Here is a 20,866-nt window from a genome sequence, read left to right as displayed (position 1 = left end):
CTATGCATAATTCTAACTTTTGGCCTATAATGTTAAAGAGTTCCATTACAAAACTACCACATTTTTGGAATTACAGAGCTAAACAAGTCAGACTTGGGCATTAGGGGGTAGGACCGGTGGCTGCTTCAACTATATACATAGAACAACTGAAATTGGACCAGGACCCGGACGCCGGAAAATGGCTAAAGGCGCTGCTGGACAAACATCCGGAAATTTATTACCACTCGACAAGAGTCGCCATGTTGGCTGAGAAGATAGCGGTACCGCTGAAATTGCCGGAACGGGAGACCGGGCAGTTGGTCAGAGGTTGCTTCCTGCACGACATCGGGAAGACCTTCATTCCGAGGGAAGTGATTACCCAGCGTGAGCCGTTGACTCATGCTCAATGGGAAGCGCTTAAGCAGCATCCTGTGATCGGTGCAGCGATGGCGGAGAGCAATCCGGGATTCGGTCCGGAAATTGTGCAAATCGTAAAGCACCACCATGAACGCTGGGACGGAAGAGGGTATCCTGACGGGCTTGCCGGAGAGGAAATTCCGCTGGGAGCACGTATCTGTGCTGTCATTGACGCGTTCGATTCGATGACGTCGAACCAGCTCTACCGCCGGAGACTTAAGCTGAGCGAAGCCAGGCTGGAACTAATCCGGCATGCAGGCACCCAGTTTGATCCGGATGTCGTTCATGCGATGATGGGCTTATCCGAAGAAACGTTGGAGATTTACTCCTTGTAAAAATGAGAACGCTTAAGTAACAAGCCAATCCGAAGAGGCGGAGGAAACCGTCTCTCAGATTGGCTTGTTACTTTGTTCTTCCTTCATTCGCGCGCTTATTTCGCGTTTAAGCTCCAGGAATCCGGGGTCCTCCATAACGCCTTCACTCCGGGGCCGGGCAAATGGCACATCCACCCGGTGGAGCACGGAAGCCGGACGGCCGGAGAATAAATAGATCGTATCGGATAGCAACAGCGCTTCATCTACACTGTGCGTGATCAGAAGCACGGACCGCCGGCTTGTTTCCCACAGATCGAGCAGCCAGCGCTGCATATCGCTGCGCGTCAGCTCGTCCAGGGAGCTGAACGGCTCGTCGAGGCATATCACTTCCTGCGGAGCGAGCAGTCCGCGCAGGAAGGAAGCCCGCTGCTGCATGCCGCCCGACAGCATGTGCGGGTAGGACTTCTCGAAGCCGCCGAGACCAGCCCGGACCAGCCACTCCCGGGCTTCCGCACGGGCCGCTTCGTTGGCGTCACCCGAAATTTCCCGGGCGAGCAGTACATTGTCCAGCGTATTCCGCCAAGGGAACAGGGCCGGTTTTTGCGGTACATAGCTGATAAGCCCGCGCTGACCCGTTACTTCCCGCCCGCCCATGCGCACGACCCCTTGGTCCGGCTCCAGCAGGCCCCCGATCACATGGAATAGCGTGCTCTTTCCGCAGCCGGAGGGACCGATGATAGAAACGAATTTTCCAACTGGCACGGTCAAAGAAATGTCGTTCAGCACCGGCAGCTGCTGGCGCCGTTTACGAAAAGCAAGGCTGATTCCCTGAATCTCCAGCGCGGCGGTATCGGTACCCGAGACGGAGGCGGATTTTTCGGTATTCATCATTGGCGAAAGCCCCCTTTTTATTTGTCTTCCTTCAGAGGTTTATAACGGACCAGCCATTTTTCCAACAGGGCGATCAGCGCAAACATGGCAAGGCTGATGGTTACTATGATGGTGATGGCCACGAATATTTTGTCCGTGCGAAAAGATGATTTCTGCAGCATCATGTAATATCCGATGCCTTTATCCGCTCCGATCCATTCGGCGATCACGGCCCCCATGACACTGTATGTGGCTGCAATTTTGACGCCGGATAGGATGGAAGGGAGAGCATGGGGCACCTCAAGTTTACGGAATATCTGGCCTTTGGACGCGCCCGCCATTCTCATATAATCCAGCATGACGCGGTCGGTACGGGTCAGCCCGTCCATGGCCGCGACGGCCACCGGAAAAAAGCAGACCAGGGTGATCACGATAATCTTCGGAAGAATGCCGAATCCGAACCAGATCATGAGCAGAGGAGCGAGCGCGATCGTAGGTATATTCTGACTAAGGATGATCAACGGATAAAGCGACGATTTCAGGAACGGAATATAATGAAGCGAAAAAGCTACCAGAAGCCCGGTTCCGGTACCGATGGCGAAGCCTAACAGCATAAGCCGCAGCGTAGCCATCGTATGCTTCCAGAGGCCGGCCGCGCCGCCCGTGGCCTCCCTGACGATATCGGAGGGGCTGGGGAGGATCCATTTTTCAATTTGAAAAATGGAGGTTGCCGCCTGCCAAACGGCCAAAAGCAAGATGACCGCCACTAAGGGCGGCCATATGCTGTTCCAGAGTCGGCGGAGCTTCATGGACGATATTTCTCGGTCAGCTTGTCCATGCTGACGCCTTGCGGATTGTAAGAGATTTTAATTTGCGAGATGATCCCCTTGCTGCCGAATTCCGTTACCGCTTCATTCATTTGCTTGACGATGGCCAGAAGTTCTTCCAGATCGCCTTCCATTGTCGTTTCCAGCGGATTGACCTGATACTTGACGCCGGATGCTTGAATAACCTCGATAGCGCGGTCGACATAAGGGATTACGTCTTCACCGTTCGGTGTTTTAGGAATGATTTGAATGCTGAGAAGTGCGTTTGGCATAATTGTTCATCCTCCAGACTTTTATTTAAAATAGGGCATTTATAGTGCGAGTTCAAAGTAACCTCTTATATTACTCAGGCAGAAATTCGTTGGTAAAAGCCTTGTCGGTATCCAGTTCTTTCTCGATCAAGCCCCGCTCATGCATCCAATCGGAGTAGTTCTGCCATACTTCGCGTTTCTGTTCTCCCCAACGGGCCGCGTCATCCTGGTATTTCGGGCTCAGCCATTTTTGGCTTGCCAGGACCAGTTCCTTGTCCAAATCCGGAACCGCCTTAAGCAGAATGTCCGCGGCTTCCTCCGGATGCTCGATCGCGTACTCATAGCCCTTGGAAGTGGCCCGCATAAAGGCCTTCACCAGCTCAGGGTCGTTTGCGGCCGTTTTTTCATTCGTTACGATAACCGGGGTATAATAATCCAGTTTATCCGTATAATCCTTAACATATTGCATGTCCAGCGGCTCGCCGCGCAATTCGGCTTCAATTCCCGTCCACGCATAAAAGATCCAGGCAAAATCGATATCCCGTTTTACCGCCGTAAAATAATCGGCTTCGCCCATATTGACGAATTTTACTTTGCCGACATCGGCCCCGGTCTGGTCCATAATCGATTTCAAGATCGCTTCCTCGACAGGGGAGCCCCAGCCGCCATAGGTTTTGCCTTCATAATCTTTAGGAGTTTTGATGCCCCGGTCTACCGGAGCCGCAAAGCCCGAGGTATTATGCTGAATGACTGCGGCGATCGAAACGAGCGGAACGCCTTGAGTGCGGCCCTGGGTCACGCCCTCCTGGTAGCTGATGCCGAAGGGAACTTCGCCGGAAGCTACCATGGCGTCTGCGCCGCCGGATCCTGGCAAGAGAATATCGACGTTCAGTCCTTCTTCTTCATAAAAGCCCTGTTCTTTGGCTACATAAAGACCGGTGTGGTTCGTGTTGGGACTCCAGTCGAGGACGATCTTAACGTCCTGCATGGATTTGGATGGTTCCTTGCCGGATGAGGCTGCTTCGTTTCCGGCCGCTTTGTTTGCCTTGCCGTCGCTTTGGCCGCAGGCCGTCAAGGCCGCGATCAGAAGTCCGCACAGCATCAGCAGCGTCCATTTTGTTTGCTTCACAGAAATTCTCTCCTTTTCGGATGTGGAATTTCCGCAGTTTCTCGTTCAATGCATTCCTGAAAACACTCTGTTGGCGGCAGCGTCCTCTGGGATCCGGATACAAAAAAAGCGCCCCGGATCGGGACGCGTAGGTTCATGGCTACGAAAAAACAAGCTCCATGCTAAACATTCTTCCTACGCTGGCATTACCCAGATCAGGTTAAAGGGTCAGTGTCTTGAGGACACAATCTCAGCCGGCCAATTTCCAGCTCCCCTGAACTATAAACTGCGGATTACACTAGTCATTATAGTCCGGCATCAACTTTCTGTCCAGCAAACTTGGTTTTGATTTGCTTTTTACATTCCGGCAGAGTATAATGAAAACAATTGAAGTTTTAAGAAGTGATATTCAGATATTGAAAAGAGTGTCAATTTTTAAAATGAACTTTTTTCAATATGTGAATTTTTTTATGTAAAAAAGGATCATGTTAATCTTTAAACAGGAGGTAATCTTTCATGGAAACAGGAACAGTAAAATGGTTCAACGCTGAGAAAGGCTTCGGCTTTATCGAAGTTGAAGGCGGAAATGACGTATTCGTTCATTTCAGCGCTATCACAGGCGAAGGCTTCAAAACGCTTGATGAAGGCCAACGTGTACAATTTAACGTTGTTCAAGGCAACCGCGGACCGCAAGCCGAGAACGTCGTAAAACTGTAATGCAGGCATAACTGCTCTTAACGCGTGCGTTAAGGGCAGTTTTTGTTTTTTTTAAGCATACGGTTGATGGTTTCCGGGGTTAGTTACTCATAGAGGTGCTTGGGCAAAAGAACTTTATAGGAGGTAATCATGAACTACCGTAAAAAAACGATTGAAGAAATTCCTGAAGAGAACACGCCGGTATGGTCTTGCATGAGCGAGGATTGCAACGGATGGATGAGGGATAACTTTGCGTTTGACTATGTTCCGGTATGTCCGCTGTGTTCCTCTGAAATGGTGAAGGGAACGAAGATGCTTCCGCAACTTATCAACACCAACTCCATGAAAGTGGACCGTTAAACCGGTCCGGATTTGCCTATGAATCATAATAAAGCTGCCTCCGGGGAATACAGGGGGGCAGCTTTTTTGAATTTATAGAACTCTTATGTAATTTTAAGCGCTAATATCAAGACCCGCTCTTGGTTTTCCAGTACAGGATGGCCAGTTGCGTCCGGTCGCGGACGCCGAGCTTGCCGAGAATATCGGTGACGTAATTTTTGACCGTTCCCTCGCTTAAAAACAACTGTCCGGCGATCTCCTTGTTGGACATGCCGTCGGCAATCAGCCTAACCACATTTTGCTCCGCAGTCGTTAATCCCGCCTCGGTCAGCTTGACATCGGATGGAGCTGGAGGAGCGGGGCGCAACAGTCCCGTCAATTTCCGCGCCACATCCGGGTGAATGAGCATGCTTCCGCTATGTACCGTTTTGATACCTTGAATGATCCGGTCGGGAGGGATGTTTTTGAGTAAATATCCGCTGGCCCCATTCCGCAACGCTTCAATAATAAATTCATCATCGTCAAAGGTCGTCAGTATCAGTACTGAAATGCCGTCAGACAACGCTTTGATCTTCTTCGTTCCTTCAACCCCGTCGCAGACGGGCATGCGGATATCCATCAGCACCACATCCGGATAAGGCCCGCGCCCGATGATCTCAGCAGCCTCAGCTCCGTTGGAGGCCGAACCGGCCACCTCGATTTCAGGATCCAGACCGATCAACAAGGTCAGGCTCTCCCGGATGAAAGGGTCGTCGTCCACAATAAAAACCGTCAGATTCGTTGTCGTCATAAGGCGTTTCACTCCGATCTCCCCATTGAGAATTATATTATCTCTTCATGCCGCACAACCGGCAGTCTTGTTGTTATCGTAAAGAACGGGCTCAGAGAGATATCCAACTGACCGCCCGCCAAAGCGCAACGCTCTTTCATACCTGTCAGCCCGAGGCCTTTCGTCTCGGATGGCATCGTCTCCGGCAGGGCGCCGTCATTGCTAACCGCCATGCAGACTTCACGATCTTTGTAGGAGATGACGATGTTCACGGACTCGGGATGTCCGTGCTTCAGCGCATTGGTGACAGCTTCCCGGGCGTTTTTGTACAGGATCAGTTCCTGGCTCGGATACAGGGCATAAGGATTTCCCTCCACCGTCAAATTGGTCCGCAGCCCGGTCTCCCGACCGACCTCTTCCAGCATGCGTCCCAGGGCGTGAATTCCCGAAACTTCCTCGGGAAGCTTCATGCGCCGAACCGCCGCTCTCATCTCGTCCAGCCCGGAAGTCAATTGATCGCGAATTTGCAGCAGCATAGTCATTCCCTTGTCCTGATCCTTCGGGATAATCTGAAGCGCCGCTTCCATCATCATTTTAGCCCGGATCAGACGGTGACCTACATCATCGTGGAGCTGGCGGGAGATACGGTTTCGTTCCTCCGCCTGCGCTGCTCCTTCCACTTGCTTGGTGAAAAGCAGCAGCCGGTTTCTCGTTTCATCCAGCTCGTAATGCTTTTTGCGGAGATCGTCGTACCGGGTATCGGCCGATTGTTTATTTGTGGCGAAGTTCCGGAGAAGAGCGAGAAGGAGCCCTGTGATCAAAAGGAAAAGATTGCTGGCCGCAATCCACGGGAGAGGCTGACCGTAAACGGCATAGTTAAGCGCGGCAACGTGAAAGCCGAATAAGACCCAGCGGGAATAGGGGTGCGGCAGCCGCATATATAGAAACACCGGAGTGACGGCAGCGAAATCGGTCAATTCGCCATAAGTCTTGCAGAACCAGGCCATATACATGATTTGTACGACCGAAAGGACCGCAAGCGGAGCTTCGAATACAAAAATCTGGCCCGCCACAAGGAGGCCCAACAGGCATAAGACCCGAATTAAATACAGCCCGTATCCGGGTTGCGAGAGCTCGTAAATCTGAAGGAAGCAGGTAATCAGGGCGATTCCGTAAGCCAGCGACAGCAGGGTTCGTTTAGGCATATTCCCCAACCTTTTTTCTTATGTACTGCAAAGCTGGATTCATTATAGCACAACACCGTTTCGGTAAAAGTCCTTTCTTCAAGAAGAGGTGACTATGGTCACCCGCAAGTTATGACCATCTCTACCTTCGGAAGCGGAGGGATCTTGATAGAATGAATACAGGAATTGGGAAAAGAAGACGGAAGGCGGGGAAGAACGATGGCTCTTGTAGAGATGAAAGATGTGATTAAACGTTATGGGGATAAACTGTCCGTGGATCATTTGAATCTGTCCATTGAAGAAGGGGAGATCTTCGGGCTGCTCGGTCCGAACGGGGCCGGCAAAAGCACCGCGATCAACATGATCGTCGGGCTGCTGCGGATGGATCAGGGAGAAATTCGGGTTGACGGCATTTCCGTTAAAGAGCAGGTGCTCGAGGTCAAGCGGAGAATCGGACTTGTGCCGCAGGATCTGGCGTTATACGAAGGAATGCCGGTGGCCGACAATGTTGCCTTTTTCGGGAAGCTGTACGGCTTGCGAGGCCGGCAGTTAAAGGAACGCGTCGCTGAATCGCTGGCCTTCGTCGGCTTGGCGGATCGGGGAAAGGAATTGCCAAAGACATTCTCCGGCGGCATGAAGCGAAGGCTGAATATCGCTTGCGCGATTATGCATCGTCCCAAGCTGATCATTATGGACGAACCGACTGTTGGCATTGACCCGCAGTCCCGTAATCACATCCTGGAGTCGGTCCGGGAATTGAACCGGTTGGGGTCCACCGTGATTTATACAAGTCATTATATGGAGGAAGTGTCCGCCATTTGCGACCGGGTGGCGATCGTCGATCAGGGGCATGTGATCGCGTGCGGAACCCAAGGAGAGCTGCGGGAACGCGTGGCCGACGAGGAGAAAATCAAAATCAAGGCTACTGGGATTAACGATCAGGTTATCGGTGAACTGCGGATGCATCCGCGGATCTCTCGGGTTATGCAGGAGGGCAACGATGTGGAGCTGTATACGCCTTCGTCCCAAAACGATCTGCAGGACATTCTCTACATCTGCGCCAAGCATGACGCCATCATCCATTCCGTCGTGTGCGAGCAGCCTACGCTGGAAACGCTCTTCTTGAATCTGACCGGGCGCACGCTGCGGGATTAGGGGGACGGTACGATGAAATTATGGACGATTTTGTGGTTTGAAATCCGCAAGCTAATCCGGGCGAGGGTAGTGTTGCTAAATCTGTTTTTACTCCCGCTCCTGCTAATCTTTATCTTGGGGAATGCCTTATCCGCCGTGTTTGACTCCGGAGAGGATATCAAGCTGGATAAATCCGTGGTCACCTTGGTGAAGCCGGCGGGGGAAGCGGCTGGAGATTTCGGATTGCAGGAATTCCTAGATAGCCCGGAGATCAAATCTTCGATTGAAGCCCGCAGCGGGGTTAGCCGGGAACAAGCGGAAGCTGACCTGCGCTCGGGAAAAATCGACTTTGCCGTAGTAATCCCTGAAGGCTTCGAAGCCAATGTCAACATGGGGCAGCCTGCCCACTGGGAATATATATTAGGGAAAGACCATCTGAAAAACCATGTTGCCACCATGACTTTCGACGCTTACCTGGACGAAGTGAACCGGATACAGGCATCGGCTATCGTATTAGGACCGGAAAAGGCGATCCCGGCTCAGGCGGATGCGGAGAACAACGCAGCCTTTTCATATGTCGAGAATGCTTCATTGAACGAAAAGGGCGATTCGTATTCGGCTTTTCAATATTACGCGGCTTCCATGCTGATCATGTTCCTGCTTTATTCCGGGTTGATGGTCAACGAGAGCCTGAACAGCGAAATCGAAGGAAAGACGTTATATCGGTTGGGTTCGATGCCGATTAGTCCACTGCAGATTTTTGTAGGGAAAATATTCGGAAACAGCATCGTTACGCTTCTGCAGGCCGCGGTCATTATTTTTGGGACCTCCTGGTTGTACGGGGTTAAATGGGGAGCCCATCCGGGGTATCTGCTTGCGATTTGCGTATTGGTCGTATTGTGCTCTATGATGCTTGCCGTTACCGTCTCTCTTTTAAGCAAGTCTCAGACCACGGCGAACGCGATCGTGCAGTTTATTATCATTCTGATGACTTTCCTAAGCGGAGGCTTCCAGCCGATTCCGGTAGATCTGATTCAGAAGCTGAGCGAAGGAACCGTAAATCACTGGGCGCTGCAGGGGATATTGCGCATTATGCTGGACGCGGCTCCGTCAGAAATTTTACACCATATTCTGATGCTGAGCATCGTCGGTGGCGTACTACTGCTGATTGGCATGATTTCGTACCGGAAGGCGGGATATCAATATGAATAGTTTGACGATTGCCTGGAATATGATCCGGCAGATCGCCGGCACGAAAAAGGGGGCACTCCTTCATATTCTGCTCCCTTGCGTGGTAATCACCCTGGCGGTTGCCTTGATGGGGCAGCAAGAGTCCAGTAAAGCACGGATTCTATACGTGAATGAGGATGGCGGGACAGCAAGCACGCATTTGCTGGATGAATTGAGGGCGAAGCCGGACTACATGCTGAAAGAGATAGAAACCGAAGAGGCTATGAAAAAGGAGATTACCGGGAGCAAAGGCGAAGCCGGTTTTGTGATCCCGTCCGGGTTTACGGATGGCATCTTGTCCGGCAACTCCAAGGTTGTACGCATGTATGAGCTGAAAATGAGCGAAGCGTCGATCACGCTCCGGTTGACGCTCCAGCAGTTGTCCCAGGGGATGGCTTCAACCGCAGGGCTGGCCGGGGACAAAGCGGTTTTCGGTACGATGCTGGAGCAGACGAGAAAGCATGCCGTAAGCTCGGTCAAGCACGATATGCAGATTTATCCCAAACCGGGATTGAATATCGTGACCGGTTTTACGCTTATGTTCTTGATGGGGCTCGTCAACAGCTCGGTAAGCAAAATACTGGAGGACCGCCGGCGCAGAACGATGGCCCGGGTATTCAGCGCCCCGGTTCGGGCCTGGGAGATTACGCTGGGCAATTTCCTCGGGAGCTTTGCCGTAGGAATTACGCAAATTTTGCTGGTTCTATTATTCAGCGGTTATGTCCTGCGTTATGATTACGATGTGCCGTTACTGCAGCATTTTATCGTGCTGGGTGCCTTTATGCTCGTGGCAATGGGCCTCGCAAGCGCGGTCGCGGGTCTGATCCGGAATCCGCAAAATGCAGGCATGCTTAACAGTCTCATCATTACGCCGACCTGTATGCTTGGGGGCTGTTTCTGGCCGGTTTCGTTTATGCCCGAATTTATGCAGAAGGCCGCGAACTTCGTTCCGCAAAAATGGACGATTGAAGCCGTAGAGAAGCTCTCGGCTGGCGGGGGGATGGGCAGTGTGACGCTGCCGCTGGCCATTCTGGGATTAATGGCATTAATTCTACTGGCGATCGGTTCGTCGATTCTCCGGCCTGCCGAGACTCAGGTGAGTTGATTTTTTTCCCGTATAGGTATTGAATTTAAGGTTATCTGCAGGCTTAAGGGTCGGCGGATAGCCTTTTTGTTTTTTTTGAATAAAGAATGTATGAATTTAACTTGGAGAAAAGGATTGCAACAAGGGGTGAAATCTAATATCTTGGAACTAATATGGACAACGATGCTACTGCAACCAAGAGGAGGGATATCCCCGTGCATAGTAATTTTAAGGTGGGATCCCAGATTCTCGACATTCCTTCCAACCGGGGGCAGAGAAGATTCGCTCTGCTGCTTGCCCTGCTTATAATCGTCATATCTCTGGCAGCGCTCCCATTCGGAATGAAAAACCTTCCCGCCTTCGGGCCCTTTCTGCCGATCTTCATATCCTGGTTTATTTTCGGCGATCTGCTTACGGCCTTTATCCTTTTTAACCAATACAGGGCTTCCGGGGTCCCGTCCCTTCTCGTTATGTCTTGCACTTATTTATTTACGGGATTAATTACTGCATTGCACATTCTGACCTTCCCGGGAATTTTTTCGGCGGAAGGCATGCTCGGCGCAGACAGTCAGACGGCTGCCTGGCTGTGGATTTATTGGCACGGAGGCTTTCCGGCCGGGATTTTGTTATATTTATTTGTAGGGAAACGACATCCAAAACCCCTGACCTCGAAAAGCGAAATATCGATGTATGCGGGGATAGGACTTATTCTTACTATTGCCGTTGTTTATTTATTGTTCAAGTTGTCTACGGGTTGGAATCATCTGTTCCCATCATTAATCGAACCTAGAGGGTACTGGAGGGTGCTTGAAACCGGCGTCGGTCCTGCTGTGGGTGTGGTTAATTTAATGGCTCTTGTTATGGTCATGGTTCGTTTTCGGGCTCGCGGCGTTCTGCATCTTTGGATTTCCGTGGCCTTACTGGCTCTTCTGTTTGACATTCTTCTGACGTTGTTTGCGGGAACGCGCTACAGCTTGGGATGGTATCTGGCCAGAATTAATTCGGTCATCGCCGCAACAGTGGTGCTGTGCTCGGTAGTCAACGAAGTGAACCGGCTATTTATCCGGTTGTCCGACCAGCATAAACAGCTGTTGGAATCCGGGAAGCAATTGGAGAGGGCGAATGAGGAGCTTGTGCGTTTATCCAGTCTCGACGGGCTGACGGAGATTTCAAACCGAAGGCGATTGGATGAGATCATATCTTGGGAACTCGTAGCTCCCGAAGAGAGACACACGCCGCTTTCGTTATTGATTCTGGATGTGGACTGTTTCAAAGCGTATAACGACCATTACGGGCACTTGGGCGGTGATTATGTACTGAAGACGATCGCTCAGAGCATTTCTCGTGAGGTAAAGCCGTTTTTCGGTTTTGCTGCCAGATATGGAGGAGAGGAGTTTGCCATCCTTTTGTCCGGGCTGGATGCCCGCGGTACATACGAAGTGGCGGAAGGGATCAGGCTGACGATAGCCGGCCTTGGGATCGAACATGTCGGTTCTACTGCTTCCCGGGAAGTGACGGTTAGTGTCGGAGGATACTGTTTGCCGCCATTTCAAAGAATCGATGAGGACGAGTTCATTTCTTTGGCGGACCATTGCTTATATGAAGCGAAGAACGGGGGGCGTAATCGCTGCGTCGTTACGGGATGGGTTAAAGAGCCCGAAACAGCCGGGGTTAAGCCCCGGCTGGCGGATTAGTGAGGCCGGTGATGGCCCGATATTCTTTCAGCATGAACAGTCTCCAGCGTAAGATCATCCCAAAGGCCAGCAGGAAAAATACGGAGCCTGTCTGCAACACGGAGATATATTGCTCAACCACTTCATGCAGCGCGAGCCGGAGCACCAGAAGTCCGATGAGGATGAAGGCGAAGCCGGGAGAGCGCTTGGCAAACACCTCTTCGCCGACGATTTCGAAATGCGTAGTCTTGATCAGCGGGTAAGAGAATAGCAGCCATCCTACGACAAAGGCAATCAGTGCCCAGAGAAGCGGAATGTGCATCTCAGGCGCGATGAACATGGCGAATCCCGTTGCCATGCCGAGCGGCGGGATGATGATCTTTTTGACCGTCACGGGTCTACGGCTGGCTTTCAGCCGGACGATCAGCACGGATATCGCCATCAAAGCGGCTCCGATCGTAACGATCCATTTCATATAAGAAGTATCTATCAAATTCATAATCGGATGATCCTTTCACGCTGTATTCTTTTAATAGACGAGCGAGAACATTATACCATATCCTTGCGGCGCAAAAAATCTTAAGCCTGCTGTATCATGAGCTGTTTCAAAAATGCCGCTTAAAGGGGAAAGTAAATGAATAGCCCAGGCTTGTTGCCTATTTTGATGAAATTAAGCTATCCGATAACCACCGTCTGCTGAAAAAATGCGATACGGAAGACGGGGTACGGAAAGGGAGAGGGGTATAAAATGAGTGCATCGATCGGGAATGAGGAACTGTTGTTTTATGTAGGAACTTATGCGTCGGAGGAGGACGAGGGAATCCGGCTTTGCGGATTGGATCCGAAGACGGGAACGCTGCGTCTGATCCACGGAACGTCAGGAATCAAAAACCCTTCCTTCCTGGTGCTGAATCAGGATGCTTCCAGACTGTATGCCGCTAGCGAGCAGTCGGAAGGAGCGGTTGTCAGTTATGAAGTGGAACCAGAGAGTGGGAAATTGAAGCAATTGAATTCATTGCCGACCCAGGGAGCGGATCCTTGCCATCTCTCCTTGTCATCGGACGGCAGCCTCCTGGCAGCCAACTACTCCAGTGGACATGTGGGCCGCTTTGCGCTTGATGAGCAAGGTGCTTTGAGTGATACGACCGCGCTTGTGCAGCATATTGGGCAAGGGTTCCGCCAGGACCGGCAGGAAGCGGCTCATGCGCATAGCGTAGTGCCGGGTGAAGACGGGAAATTTGTGTATGTGTCGGATCTCGGACTCGATCAGATCGTGTACTATCGGGTGGAGGACGGCAAGCTGACGACGCAGGGAGAAGTGAAGCTTCCTCCGGGCGCCGGGCCGCGTCACTTTGTGATTCATCCCAACGGGCAGCATGCCTATGGAATCAATGAATTGAACAACACGATTACCGTCTATGCGTATAATCCGGTTCAGGGACATTTGGAGATTTTGCAGCATATTGCAACAATTCCGGAAGATTTCGCGGGTGAAAGCTATCCCGCTGACGTGCATCTTAGCGCCGATGGCCGGTACTTGTACGGCTCCAATCGGGGGCATGACAGCATCGTCCGGTTTGCCGTCGATCCGGCCGCCGGAACCCTCAGCCAACCGGAATGGACCGGAACCGGAGGCAAATGGCCGCGCAACTTCGCCGTATTGGAAGACTTCGCAATCGTTGCGAACCAGTTCACCGACAATGTGGTCCTGTTCCGTAGGGACCCGGCCACCGGAAGCCTGACGGAGACCGGTATGGAGCTGGCCATCAAGCAGCCGTCCTGCGTAGAGCCGGTTCGGAGTACGAAGTAAGCTGGGTAAGCTAAGTAAGCCTAAGGGAACGGGAAGTAAGCGATAGTGGTGAGAAGTAAACTGGTGGATTGGAAGTAGATGAAGGTAAGTGTAAAGTAAGCTGGTGAATTGGAAGTAGGAAATGATAAGTTTAAGTAAACTTGGATGTGAATGACCGCGGGGCCTGGGGCTCCGCGGTTTTTTGCTGCTGATTTTCACTTATGCGTATGTGGCTTGTTCTAATTGTTTGAACTAACTAACTCGTTGAAGGGGTAATCGCTACTGGTTGGGATAATCGAATAATCGCTCGTTGGAAATTTTCCAACCAAACACCGTTATTTAAGCCGGACTTCGGTTTTGATTGGATAACATCCAATCAAAATCCAAGTAATTAGCCGACTTCGGCGAATCACGTTTGTTTCATTGGATTTTATCCAATGAAATACCAAAAACAGCCTCAGTATGAGTGTTTCGTTGGATTTTATCCAATGAGAGGCATAAGAGAGCAGGTGAGGAGGAGTGTGGAGGAGGGAGGACGATGGGGAGCAGGGAGGGCATAGGGGTTACGGAAGAGTAAAAGCAGCGTATGTAGAAGTCCAAGTGTGCATGGTGGAGTACGAAGGGGATGGAGGGATCGGAGAGTAAAAAGGAAGAGTGTAGAGGAGGGAGATCGCTGGGGAGCGCGGAGGATATAGGGGTGCGGAAGAGAAAAAAAGAGTATGAAGGAGCATGGAAGGGCGTTGGATTGCCCGGATATCGAGTGGTAAAAGTAGCGCGTTTCGATAATAGTCAGAGTGGTATGCAGGAAGGAGCGCATAACGATCCCTTCATTGGATTTATCCAATGAGTTTCCCGAGATTAGTTTAATTCCGATTAAGTCACTGGATATTTCCAATGGAATGTACCCGATTGACCCCAAAAGAGGAAGTTTGCCGTCTTTCCATTGGAATTATCCAATGGAAAGCCCGTAGGTCGCATCTTTTCGCTTGTTTAAGTGGATATTTCCAATGAAAACGATGGGAATTGACTTTATGGAATGGAATGATGCTCAAAGTGTAGTGTTAAAAGGACATTTTTTCAAAAAAAGGTTTGACAACCAACACCCGGGCATTTAGAATAACTACATAACATACTAAACAGGTAGGAATAATCTTAAATGGTTCTAGCCGTACGGACGGAGGAACGCTCTACTTGCCATGGCAGACACGGGTAGCAGCTCGGTCTGACCGATCGGGCAGGAGCGTTTCTCCGTTTTTTTAACGGTTTGGCGAAGGAGAGAAAATCCTGCTCGGCATGACAAAAAACAAGAAGAGATAGGAGTGATACGGATGAGCAAAAGAATGAAAAAAGGGGTTCTAATCGGGTTGGCTCTGACCATGGTGGCGGTGCTCGCGGCCTGCGGATCGGAAACCGATGCAAAGAACGGTGCTAAGAATGACGGGGGCAAGAAAAGTGTAGAACTGCTGAACGTATCCTACGATCCGACACGGGAATTATACGAGAATTATAATAAGGCGTTTGCAGCTTACTGGGAACAAGAAAAAGGACAAAAGGTGACGATCAAGCAATCCCATGGCGGCTCAGGCAAGCAAGGGCGGGCGGTCATCGACGGACTGGAAGCCGATGTGGTCACGCTGGCGCTGGGATACGACATCGATGCCATTAAAGATAGCGGACTGATCGCGGAGGATTGGCAGAAAAAATATGAATTGAACAGCTCGCCATACACTTCGACGATTGTGTTCCTGGTGCGGAAAGGAAATCCGAAAGGGATCCAGGACTGGGACGATCTGATCAAAGACGGCGTGGAAGTGATTACGCCGAATCCGCAAACGTCCGGCGGTGCCCGGTGGAATTACCTGGCGGCCTGGGGTTATGCCCTGCATCAAAACAACAACGATGAAGCCAAGGCACAAGAGTTTGTCAAAGAGTTGTTCCAGCATGTTCCTGTATTGGATAGCGGGGCCCGCGGAGCGACAACGACATTTGTAGAACGCGGACTCGGTGACGTACTGCTCGCTTGGGAAAACGAAGCCTGGTTGTCCGTAAAAGAGCTTGGCCCGGATAAATTCGATATCGTCTATCCGTCCGAAAGTATTTTGGCGGAGCCACCGGTAGCCGTAGTCGATAAAAACGTCGACAAACACGGTACCCGTGAAGTGGCGGAGGCCTACTTGGAATATTTGTACTCCGAGGAAGGGCAGACGATCGCGGCGGAGAACTATTACCGTCCTACGTTGGATAGCGTGAAGACGAAATTCGCCGATCAATTCCCGGAAATCAAGCTATTTACAATCGATGAAGTATTCGGAGGCTGGGATGAAGCACAGCCGAAGCATTTTAATGACGGAGGAATATTCAGCCAGATTTACACGCCTAAATGACCGACCGTAACCAACGGAGGCGCGTTCCGCTACAGTTAGGTTTGTCCGTGGCGGGACGCGGGAAGAAAGGATGAAGGTTCATGCAAACTAGCGCTTCCAAGCGCGGGGTGCTGCCCGGCTTTGGGCTCACCATGGGCTATAGTGTGCTTTATCTCAGTCTTGTAGTGTTGATTCCGTTATCGGCGCTGCTGCTGAATTCGACTGGACTAACCTGGGCGAAGTTCTGGGATGTAGCCACCGATCCGCGGGTATTGGCTTCCTACAAAATCAGCTTTTTGACCGCGGCGGCGGCCGGACTCATCGATACCGTTCTGGGACTGCTGCTGGCCTGGGTTCTGGTCAGATATGATTTTCCCGGAAAAAGATTGTTCGATGCGATGATCGATCTTCCGTTCGCGCTTCCTACTGCGGTAGCCGGGGTGTCGCTGACGGCGATCTACTCCCAAAACGGCTGGATCGGCTCACTGTTTGAACCGCTCGGCATCCGCCTGGCATTCTCACCCATCGGCATTACGCTTGCCCTAATGTTTATCGGTATTCCTTTTGTAGTCAGAACGGTGCAGCCGGTGCTGCAGGATCTGGATGCGGAGGTAGAGGAAGCGGCGGCTACGCTGGGAGCGAGCCGATTCCGCACCTTCCGCAAGGTGGTCCTTCCGGAATTGCTGCCGCCTCTGTTGACCGGTTTTGCGCTTGCTTTTTCCCGCGGCATCGGAGAGTACGGATCGGTCGTCTTTATTTCCGGCAATATGCCGATGAAGACAGAGATCGCTCCGCTTCTCATTATGTCGAAACTGGAGCAGTTCGATTACGCCGGTGCGACGGCGGTCGCGTTGCTGCTGTTGCTGATATCGTTCGTTCTGATGCTGCTCATAAATTCGCTGCAGCGCAGGGTTCGTAAAACAGCGCGTTAGTGTAGGGATAATCTTGCGCGAATTCAGAACCGGAAAGAATACCGGAGAGAGGGGTAGAGCAAATGGCAGGTTCCGTTCCTTTAGCATCCGCTAAAACTCCAACGGCCAGAAATCGGACGACGCGTTCGTCCGGAGTCGCAAAATGGGTTTTGATCGGCGCGGCAGTGCTTGTGCTGCTTTGGCTAATCGTTTTGCCGCTGGCCGTTGTCATTATTGAATCTTTGAAGAAAGGGCTAGGCGTCTACGTGGACGCGATCCGCGATCCCGACGCTATGTCCGCCTTGAAGCTGACTTTGCTCGTGGCAGCCGTCACGGTGCCGCTGAATACCATATTCGGTGTAGCGGCGGCCTGGGCCATCACCAAATTTAAGTTCCGCGGCAAGCAGGTTTTGGTAACGCTGATTGATTTACCGTTTGCCGTATCGCCGGTCATCGGGGGACTTATCTATGTGCTTGTATACGGGGCTCACGGTTGGTTCGGCCCTTGGCTGCAGGAGCATGACCTGAAAGTGATTTTCGCTTTACCGGGAATAGTATTGGCTACTTTGTTCGTTACATTTCCTTTCGTCGCGAGGGAGTTGATCCCGTTGATGGAGGACCAGGGACAGCAGGAGGAAGAAGCGGCGGTAACGCTGGGAGCCCGCGGATTCCGGATTTTCTGGAAAGTAACGCTGCCCAATATCAAATGGGGTCTGTTGTACGGAATTATTTTGTGTAATGCGAGAGCGATGGGAGAGTTCGGTGCGGTATCCGTCGTATCCGGGCATATCCGGGGGGAAACGAATACGCTGCCGCTGCACGTTGAAATTTTGTATAACGAGTATCAATTTTCCGCCTCGTTTGCCGTGGCATCCTTGCTTCTATTGCTTGCGCTGGTTACATTGCTGCTCAAGAGCTGGTTTACGAGAAAGAGCCAACATCAACAATAGGATGGCTTAAAGAGATAACTTGGAGATATGAGGAAGAAGGATTAAGAACAGGAGGGCTGCATATGGCAAAACCGTTAAAGGTAGATGGTGTCTGGTTGGAACGAATCGCAGGGCTATTGAATGAAATGGAGTTCGGCTCGTTAAACATTGTTGTTCATGAAGGACAGATCGTCCAAGTGGAACGGACGGAACGAAAACGGTATGAACTAGGCGCCGCTTCACCGGTGAAATCGGCTGGCGCTCCCCGCCATGCAGCCAAGCCTCTGCGAAAAACCGAATCCCGTTAGATGAAAAAGACGCCTCCAACCCGCTAAAAAGCGGAGATGGAGGCGTCTTTATTTGCAGAGCTTTTTATTTTTCATCTGGATTGTTTTGCGGCTGCTGGGGCTGGATCTGTGACTGTGGCTGTCCGTAGCTGACTTCCTGGGCTCCCGAAGCCCCCTCTGCGGTCTCAACCGGTTCAAGTTCCTCCTCGTCGCTGTAATGTCCGACAAACGGACGGGATTTCCGGGGCTTGTTTCCGGTGAAGCGAAAACCGGCAATGAACAACATAATTTGGACGGTCAGTATGTATGGAGCAAAAGTCGGACCGAGCAGGTGAAGCAAATACAATCCCGCAATGAACACCGACCAAATCCGCAGCAGCACGGCTCCTGCGTTGGGACGGTTCCCTCCCATAAGCGCCGGATAAAGAAGCAGAAGAGAGAATATCGCCGAAGCGAACCAAGCCCAATGGTTCAAATATTCCTCAAAACGATGTCCATCCATAGGGATTTCCCCGCTTAGCATTCGAACTAGCCAAACGATCAGATATAACAATGCGGCTGCGAACAGAAAAGGCAAAGCCGATCGTATTTGTTTCCATAGTGCATAACCCCAGCCAGGGCTTTCCGATTGGCGGAGAAGCTTGTCCCTTTCCGCGCATAGACGCTCGCTCTCCCGCTCCAGAGTCTTAATAAGCAACGGCAGTCGGGCTGTGTCCCGATCGCCTGCATAGGCGGAAATTTGTGCAAGCACATCTGCGGTGATGTAAGGCGCCGCCCGGCAGGCCAGCAGCCGCTCAGCAACCAGCAGTTCTTCCTCGCTTGAAAGCTCTGGGCGCCCGGCCGCTTGAATCAGCGGACTCTCCGCAGCGGCATAAAGCTGCAAGCTGGAGTCGAACCGCCGAAGCCGGGAGTTTATGTTACGCGCAGTTCTCCACTCGGTTGCTCCGTATAGGCTCAGGAAAAGTATAAGCGCTAAAAAGGCGACCAAGGAGGCGGAATTGTGCTGCTGAAGCCAGGTTATCCATTCCGACAGTGACAACGACCATCACCCTTTCGATATTCCTCTCTCCACTATTGCACACGTTCATGGCGCATTTCAAGCGCTTCCCGCTAAAACGGTTCTTTTTTCACGCCCTAGCAAAAGTGGGTATATAGATGGCATTACACTGCAGGAGGAATAGCTATGGATTTCGAACAAATTGCGTTCAAGCTGATCGTCGGTTTTGTTGGGCTGTGGCTGCTTACCCGCTTTCTAGGCAAAAAGGAGATTTCCCAACTGACTCCCTTTGATTTTGTGTCTTCCCTCATGTTAAGCGAACTGGTCGGGAACACGGTGTATCAGGAGGACGTTAAGTTTAGCCATTTGCTTTTCTCGCTACTCTTGTGGGGTGTGTTATCCTATTTGTTTGAAAAAGTGACCCAGTATGCGAAGCGGGCGCGAGGGGTATTGGACGGGAAACCCTCTATTCTGATCCGGGACGGGGAAGTCGATCTGAATGAGTTGAAGAAGAACAGCCTTGATTTCGATCAGCTGCGAATGCTGCTTAGACAGCACGACGTATTTTTCATTCGGGAGGTTGCTTATGCTATATTTGAAGCTAACGGTTCGCTCAGTGTCATGAAGAAACCGGATGAAGAAACGGTAACGCGTCAGGATCTCGGTCTTGAGACCAAATCCGCGCATTTGTCCTACAGTCTGATTGAGGATGGAGAGATAAACCAAGAGCATTTAAATCTGATCGGCAAAAAAGAGACCTGGCTTCGCGAGGAGTTGACGCAGCAGGGCTGCAAAGATCCGAAGGATGTCGCCTATGCGGAATGGAAGCAAGGGGATGGGTTATACATTTTGAAATATAAGAATAGCTCTTTTCGGGAGCCGCGTTATTAGATGAAGGAGAAGTCAATCCAGCTCCTTGCGGAGGAATGTGTTTGCGGAATAGGGTAATAAAGTGAAAGAGGAAATTTAGCGCACCATTGGTGCATACTACTTGGATAGATTTCGACTTGGAATCGGAAGAAAGGGGACAAAACTATGAAAATCGCAATTTTCGGTAGTACGGGAATGATCGGCAAGGCCATTTTGGAGGAAGCGTTGCGGAGGGGGCACGAAGTTACGGCCGTAGTCCGGGATATTAATAAGTTAAGCGGCCAGGCGGGAAGAGAAAACTTGCATGTGGTGACCGGGGATATTTTGATGCCGGATTCGGTAGCCGGTGTAGTGGAAGGCTCCGATCTGATAATCAGCGCATACGGTCCACAGTTTGGCGCGGAGAACGAGCTGTCCGAGGCAACCCGATCCTTGATCGAGGGTGCTCGGAGCGGTGGAGCACGCCGATTGATTGCCGTTGGCGGGGCAGGAGGTCTTGAAGTGGCACCGGGTGTCCGATTGCTGGACTCGCCGGAGTTTCCTGAGGAATTACGGCCGTTGGCGCGAGCTCACGAGGATGCGTTCAACATTTACAAAGATTCTGACATCGTTTGGACGGTACTGAGTCCTGCTGCGATAATTGAGCCTGGAAAACGGACAGGTCAGTTCCGGATCGGGATGAACCAGCTCGTTACCGATGAGCGGGATCAAAGCCGGATTTCGATAGAGGACTACGCTGTAGCACTACTGGATGAAGCAGAGGATCCACAGTTCGTACAGGCCCGGTTTACGGTAGCCTATTAAGCGGAAACTCAAGAAAGCTGCAGATAGGGTGCCATGGGGGG

22 protein-coding genes and 1 riboswitch are annotated in these 20,866 nt (G+C 51.4%); of the genes, 14 read left to right on the top strand and 8 right to left on the bottom strand.

Annotated features, from left to right (window positions below; all coding sequences use genetic code 11):
* Positions 1 to 116 precede the first annotated feature (116 nt).
* Positions 117 to 731, top strand: a complete 615-nt coding sequence (locus KB559_RS12280; RefSeq protein WP_211022232.1) for an HD-GYP domain-containing protein — start codon at positions 117 to 119, stop codon at positions 729 to 731.
* Positions 732 to 785: 54 nt separating this feature from the next.
* Here the strand turns inward: KB559_RS12280 and KB559_RS12275 are convergent, their stop codons facing one another.
* From KB559_RS12275 to KB559_RS12260, 4 genes are all read right to left on the bottom strand, one after another.
* Entirely contained in the window at positions 786 to 1,601 is an 816-nt protein-coding gene (locus KB559_RS12275; RefSeq protein WP_211022231.1) for an ABC transporter ATP-binding protein, read from the bottom strand.
* Between the two features lie 17 nt (positions 1,602 to 1,618).
* Positions 1,619 to 2,389: an ABC transporter permease gene (locus KB559_RS12270; protein WP_211022230.1), complete on the bottom strand. Its 771-nt coding sequence runs from the start codon at positions 2,387 to 2,389 to the stop codon at positions 1,619 to 1,621.
* Complete coding sequence (locus tag KB559_RS12265) at positions 2,386 to 2,679, bottom strand: thiamine-binding protein (RefSeq protein WP_211022229.1); 294 nt, start codon at positions 2,677 to 2,679, stop codon at positions 2,386 to 2,388. The genes KB559_RS12270 and KB559_RS12265 overlap by 4 nt, the downstream gene beginning before the upstream one ends.
* A 70-nt stretch (positions 2,680 to 2,749) precedes the next feature.
* Entirely contained in the window at positions 2,750 to 3,760 is a 1,011-nt protein-coding gene (locus KB559_RS12260) for an ABC transporter substrate-binding protein (protein ID WP_211022523.1), read from the bottom strand.
* A 181-nt stretch (positions 3,761 to 3,941) separates the two neighbouring features.
* Positions 3,942 to 4,052, bottom strand: a riboswitch (TPP riboswitch).
* Positions 4,053 to 4,282: 230 nt separating this feature from the next.
* Here KB559_RS12260 and KB559_RS12255 point away from each other — a divergent pair.
* Both KB559_RS12255 and KB559_RS12250 read left to right on the top strand, forming a co-directional pair.
* Positions 4,283 to 4,483: a cold-shock protein gene (locus KB559_RS12255; RefSeq protein ID WP_009223993.1), complete on the top strand. Its 201-nt coding sequence runs from the start codon at positions 4,283 to 4,285 to the stop codon at positions 4,481 to 4,483.
* Positions 4,484 to 4,612: 129 nt separating this feature from the next.
* Positions 4,613 to 4,822, top strand: coding sequence for a cold-shock protein (locus tag KB559_RS12250; RefSeq protein ID WP_211022228.1), 210 nt, complete (start codon positions 4,613 to 4,615; stop codon positions 4,820 to 4,822).
* 106 nt (positions 4,823 to 4,928) lie between these two features.
* On the opposite strand, the gene KB559_RS12245 is transcribed toward KB559_RS12250, so the two are convergent.
* Both KB559_RS12245 and KB559_RS12240 read right to left on the bottom strand, forming a co-directional pair.
* Positions 4,929 to 5,591 carry a response regulator gene (locus tag KB559_RS12245; protein ID WP_211022227.1) on the bottom strand — a complete coding sequence of 221 codons (663 nt, stop codon included), beginning with the start codon at positions 5,589 to 5,591 and terminating at the stop codon, positions 4,929 to 4,931.
* 32 nt (positions 5,592 to 5,623) lie between these two features.
* Positions 5,624 to 6,775, bottom strand: coding sequence for a sensor histidine kinase (locus KB559_RS12240; protein WP_211022226.1), 1,152 nt, complete (start codon positions 6,773 to 6,775; stop codon positions 5,624 to 5,626).
* Positions 6,776 to 6,973: 198 nt separating this feature from the next.
* Here KB559_RS12240 and KB559_RS12235 point away from each other — a divergent pair, with 198 nt between their 5' ends.
* The 4 genes from KB559_RS12235 to KB559_RS12220 all read left to right on the top strand — a co-directional run bounded on the left by KB559_RS12235 (position 6,974) and on the right by KB559_RS12220 (position 11,896).
* Complete coding sequence (locus KB559_RS12235; protein WP_211022225.1) at positions 6,974 to 7,909, top strand: ABC transporter ATP-binding protein; 936 nt, start codon at positions 6,974 to 6,976, stop codon at positions 7,907 to 7,909.
* 12 nt (positions 7,910 to 7,921) lie between these two features.
* Entirely contained in the window at positions 7,922 to 9,100 is a 1,179-nt protein-coding gene (locus KB559_RS12230) for an ABC transporter permease (RefSeq protein WP_211022224.1), read from the top strand.
* Positions 9,093 to 10,223 (top strand): ABC transporter permease, encoded by a 1,131-nt coding sequence (locus KB559_RS12225; protein WP_211022223.1) that lies wholly within the window; start codon positions 9,093 to 9,095, stop codon positions 10,221 to 10,223. Before KB559_RS12230 ends, KB559_RS12225 begins: the two co-directional genes overlap by 8 nt.
* A 194-nt stretch (positions 10,224 to 10,417) precedes the next feature.
* Positions 10,418 to 11,896: a sensor domain-containing diguanylate cyclase gene (locus KB559_RS12220; protein ID WP_211022222.1), complete on the top strand. Its 1,479-nt coding sequence runs from the start codon at positions 10,418 to 10,420 to the stop codon at positions 11,894 to 11,896.
* Here the strand turns inward: KB559_RS12220 and KB559_RS12215 are convergent.
* Complete coding sequence (locus KB559_RS12215) at positions 11,874 to 12,374, bottom strand: CcdC family protein (protein WP_211022221.1); 501 nt, start codon at positions 12,372 to 12,374, stop codon at positions 11,874 to 11,876. The genes KB559_RS12220 and KB559_RS12215 overlap by 23 nt on opposite strands.
* Positions 12,375 to 12,623: 249 nt before the next feature.
* Here KB559_RS12215 and KB559_RS12210 point away from each other — a divergent pair, with 249 nt between their 5' ends.
* The 5 genes from KB559_RS12210 (at position 12,624) to KB559_RS12190 (ending at position 18,175) form a co-directional block, all read left to right on the top strand.
* Positions 12,624 to 13,685: a lactonase family protein gene (locus KB559_RS12210; RefSeq protein WP_211022220.1), complete on the top strand. Its 1,062-nt coding sequence runs from the start codon at positions 12,624 to 12,626 to the stop codon at positions 13,683 to 13,685.
* A 1,307-nt stretch (positions 13,686 to 14,992) separates the two neighbouring features.
* Positions 14,993 to 16,048 carry a sulfate ABC transporter substrate-binding protein gene (locus KB559_RS12205; protein ID WP_211022219.1) on the top strand — a complete coding sequence of 352 codons (1,056 nt, stop codon included), beginning with the start codon at positions 14,993 to 14,995 and terminating at the stop codon, positions 16,046 to 16,048.
* Positions 16,049 to 16,128: 80 nt separating this feature from the next.
* Positions 16,129 to 16,959, top strand: coding sequence for a sulfate ABC transporter permease subunit CysT (gene cysT / locus KB559_RS12200; RefSeq protein WP_211022218.1), 831 nt, complete (start codon positions 16,129 to 16,131; stop codon positions 16,957 to 16,959).
* 62 nt (positions 16,960 to 17,021) lie between these two features.
* Complete coding sequence (cysW, locus tag KB559_RS12195) at positions 17,022 to 17,888, top strand: sulfate ABC transporter permease subunit CysW (protein ID WP_211022217.1); 867 nt, start codon at positions 17,022 to 17,024, stop codon at positions 17,886 to 17,888.
* A gap of 62 nt (positions 17,889 to 17,950) precedes the next feature.
* On the top strand, positions 17,951 to 18,175 hold the full coding sequence (locus KB559_RS12190) for a YezD family protein (protein WP_211022216.1): 225 nt from the start codon (positions 17,951 to 17,953) through the stop codon (positions 18,173 to 18,175).
* Positions 18,176 to 18,239: 64 nt separating this feature from the next.
* On the opposite strand, the gene KB559_RS12185 is transcribed toward KB559_RS12190, so the two are convergent.
* Entirely contained in the window at positions 18,240 to 19,193 is a 954-nt protein-coding gene (locus KB559_RS12185; RefSeq protein ID WP_211022215.1) for a hypothetical protein, read from the bottom strand.
* 144 nt (positions 19,194 to 19,337) lie between these two features.
* Between KB559_RS12185 and KB559_RS12180 the strand changes: the two genes are divergently transcribed.
* Both KB559_RS12180 and KB559_RS12175 read left to right on the top strand, forming a co-directional pair.
* On the top strand, positions 19,338 to 20,042 hold the full coding sequence (locus tag KB559_RS12180; RefSeq protein WP_211022214.1) for a DUF421 domain-containing protein: 705 nt from the start codon (positions 19,338 to 19,340) through the stop codon (positions 20,040 to 20,042).
* Positions 20,043 to 20,186: 144 nt separating this feature from the next.
* A complete protein-coding gene (locus tag KB559_RS12175; RefSeq protein WP_211022213.1) occupies positions 20,187 to 20,825 on the top strand; it encodes an NAD(P)-dependent oxidoreductase in 639 nt (212 codons plus the stop codon).
* Positions 20,826 to 20,866 lie beyond the last annotated feature (41 nt).

This window comes from Paenibacillus sp. Marseille-P2973, from assembly GCF_018101095.1.
Classification (GTDB): Bacteria; Bacillota; Bacilli; order Paenibacillales; family Paenibacillaceae; genus Fontibacillus; species Fontibacillus vini.
Note: the sequence above shows the minus strand (reverse complement) of the source record. Positions and strands in the feature narration are given on the sequence as shown.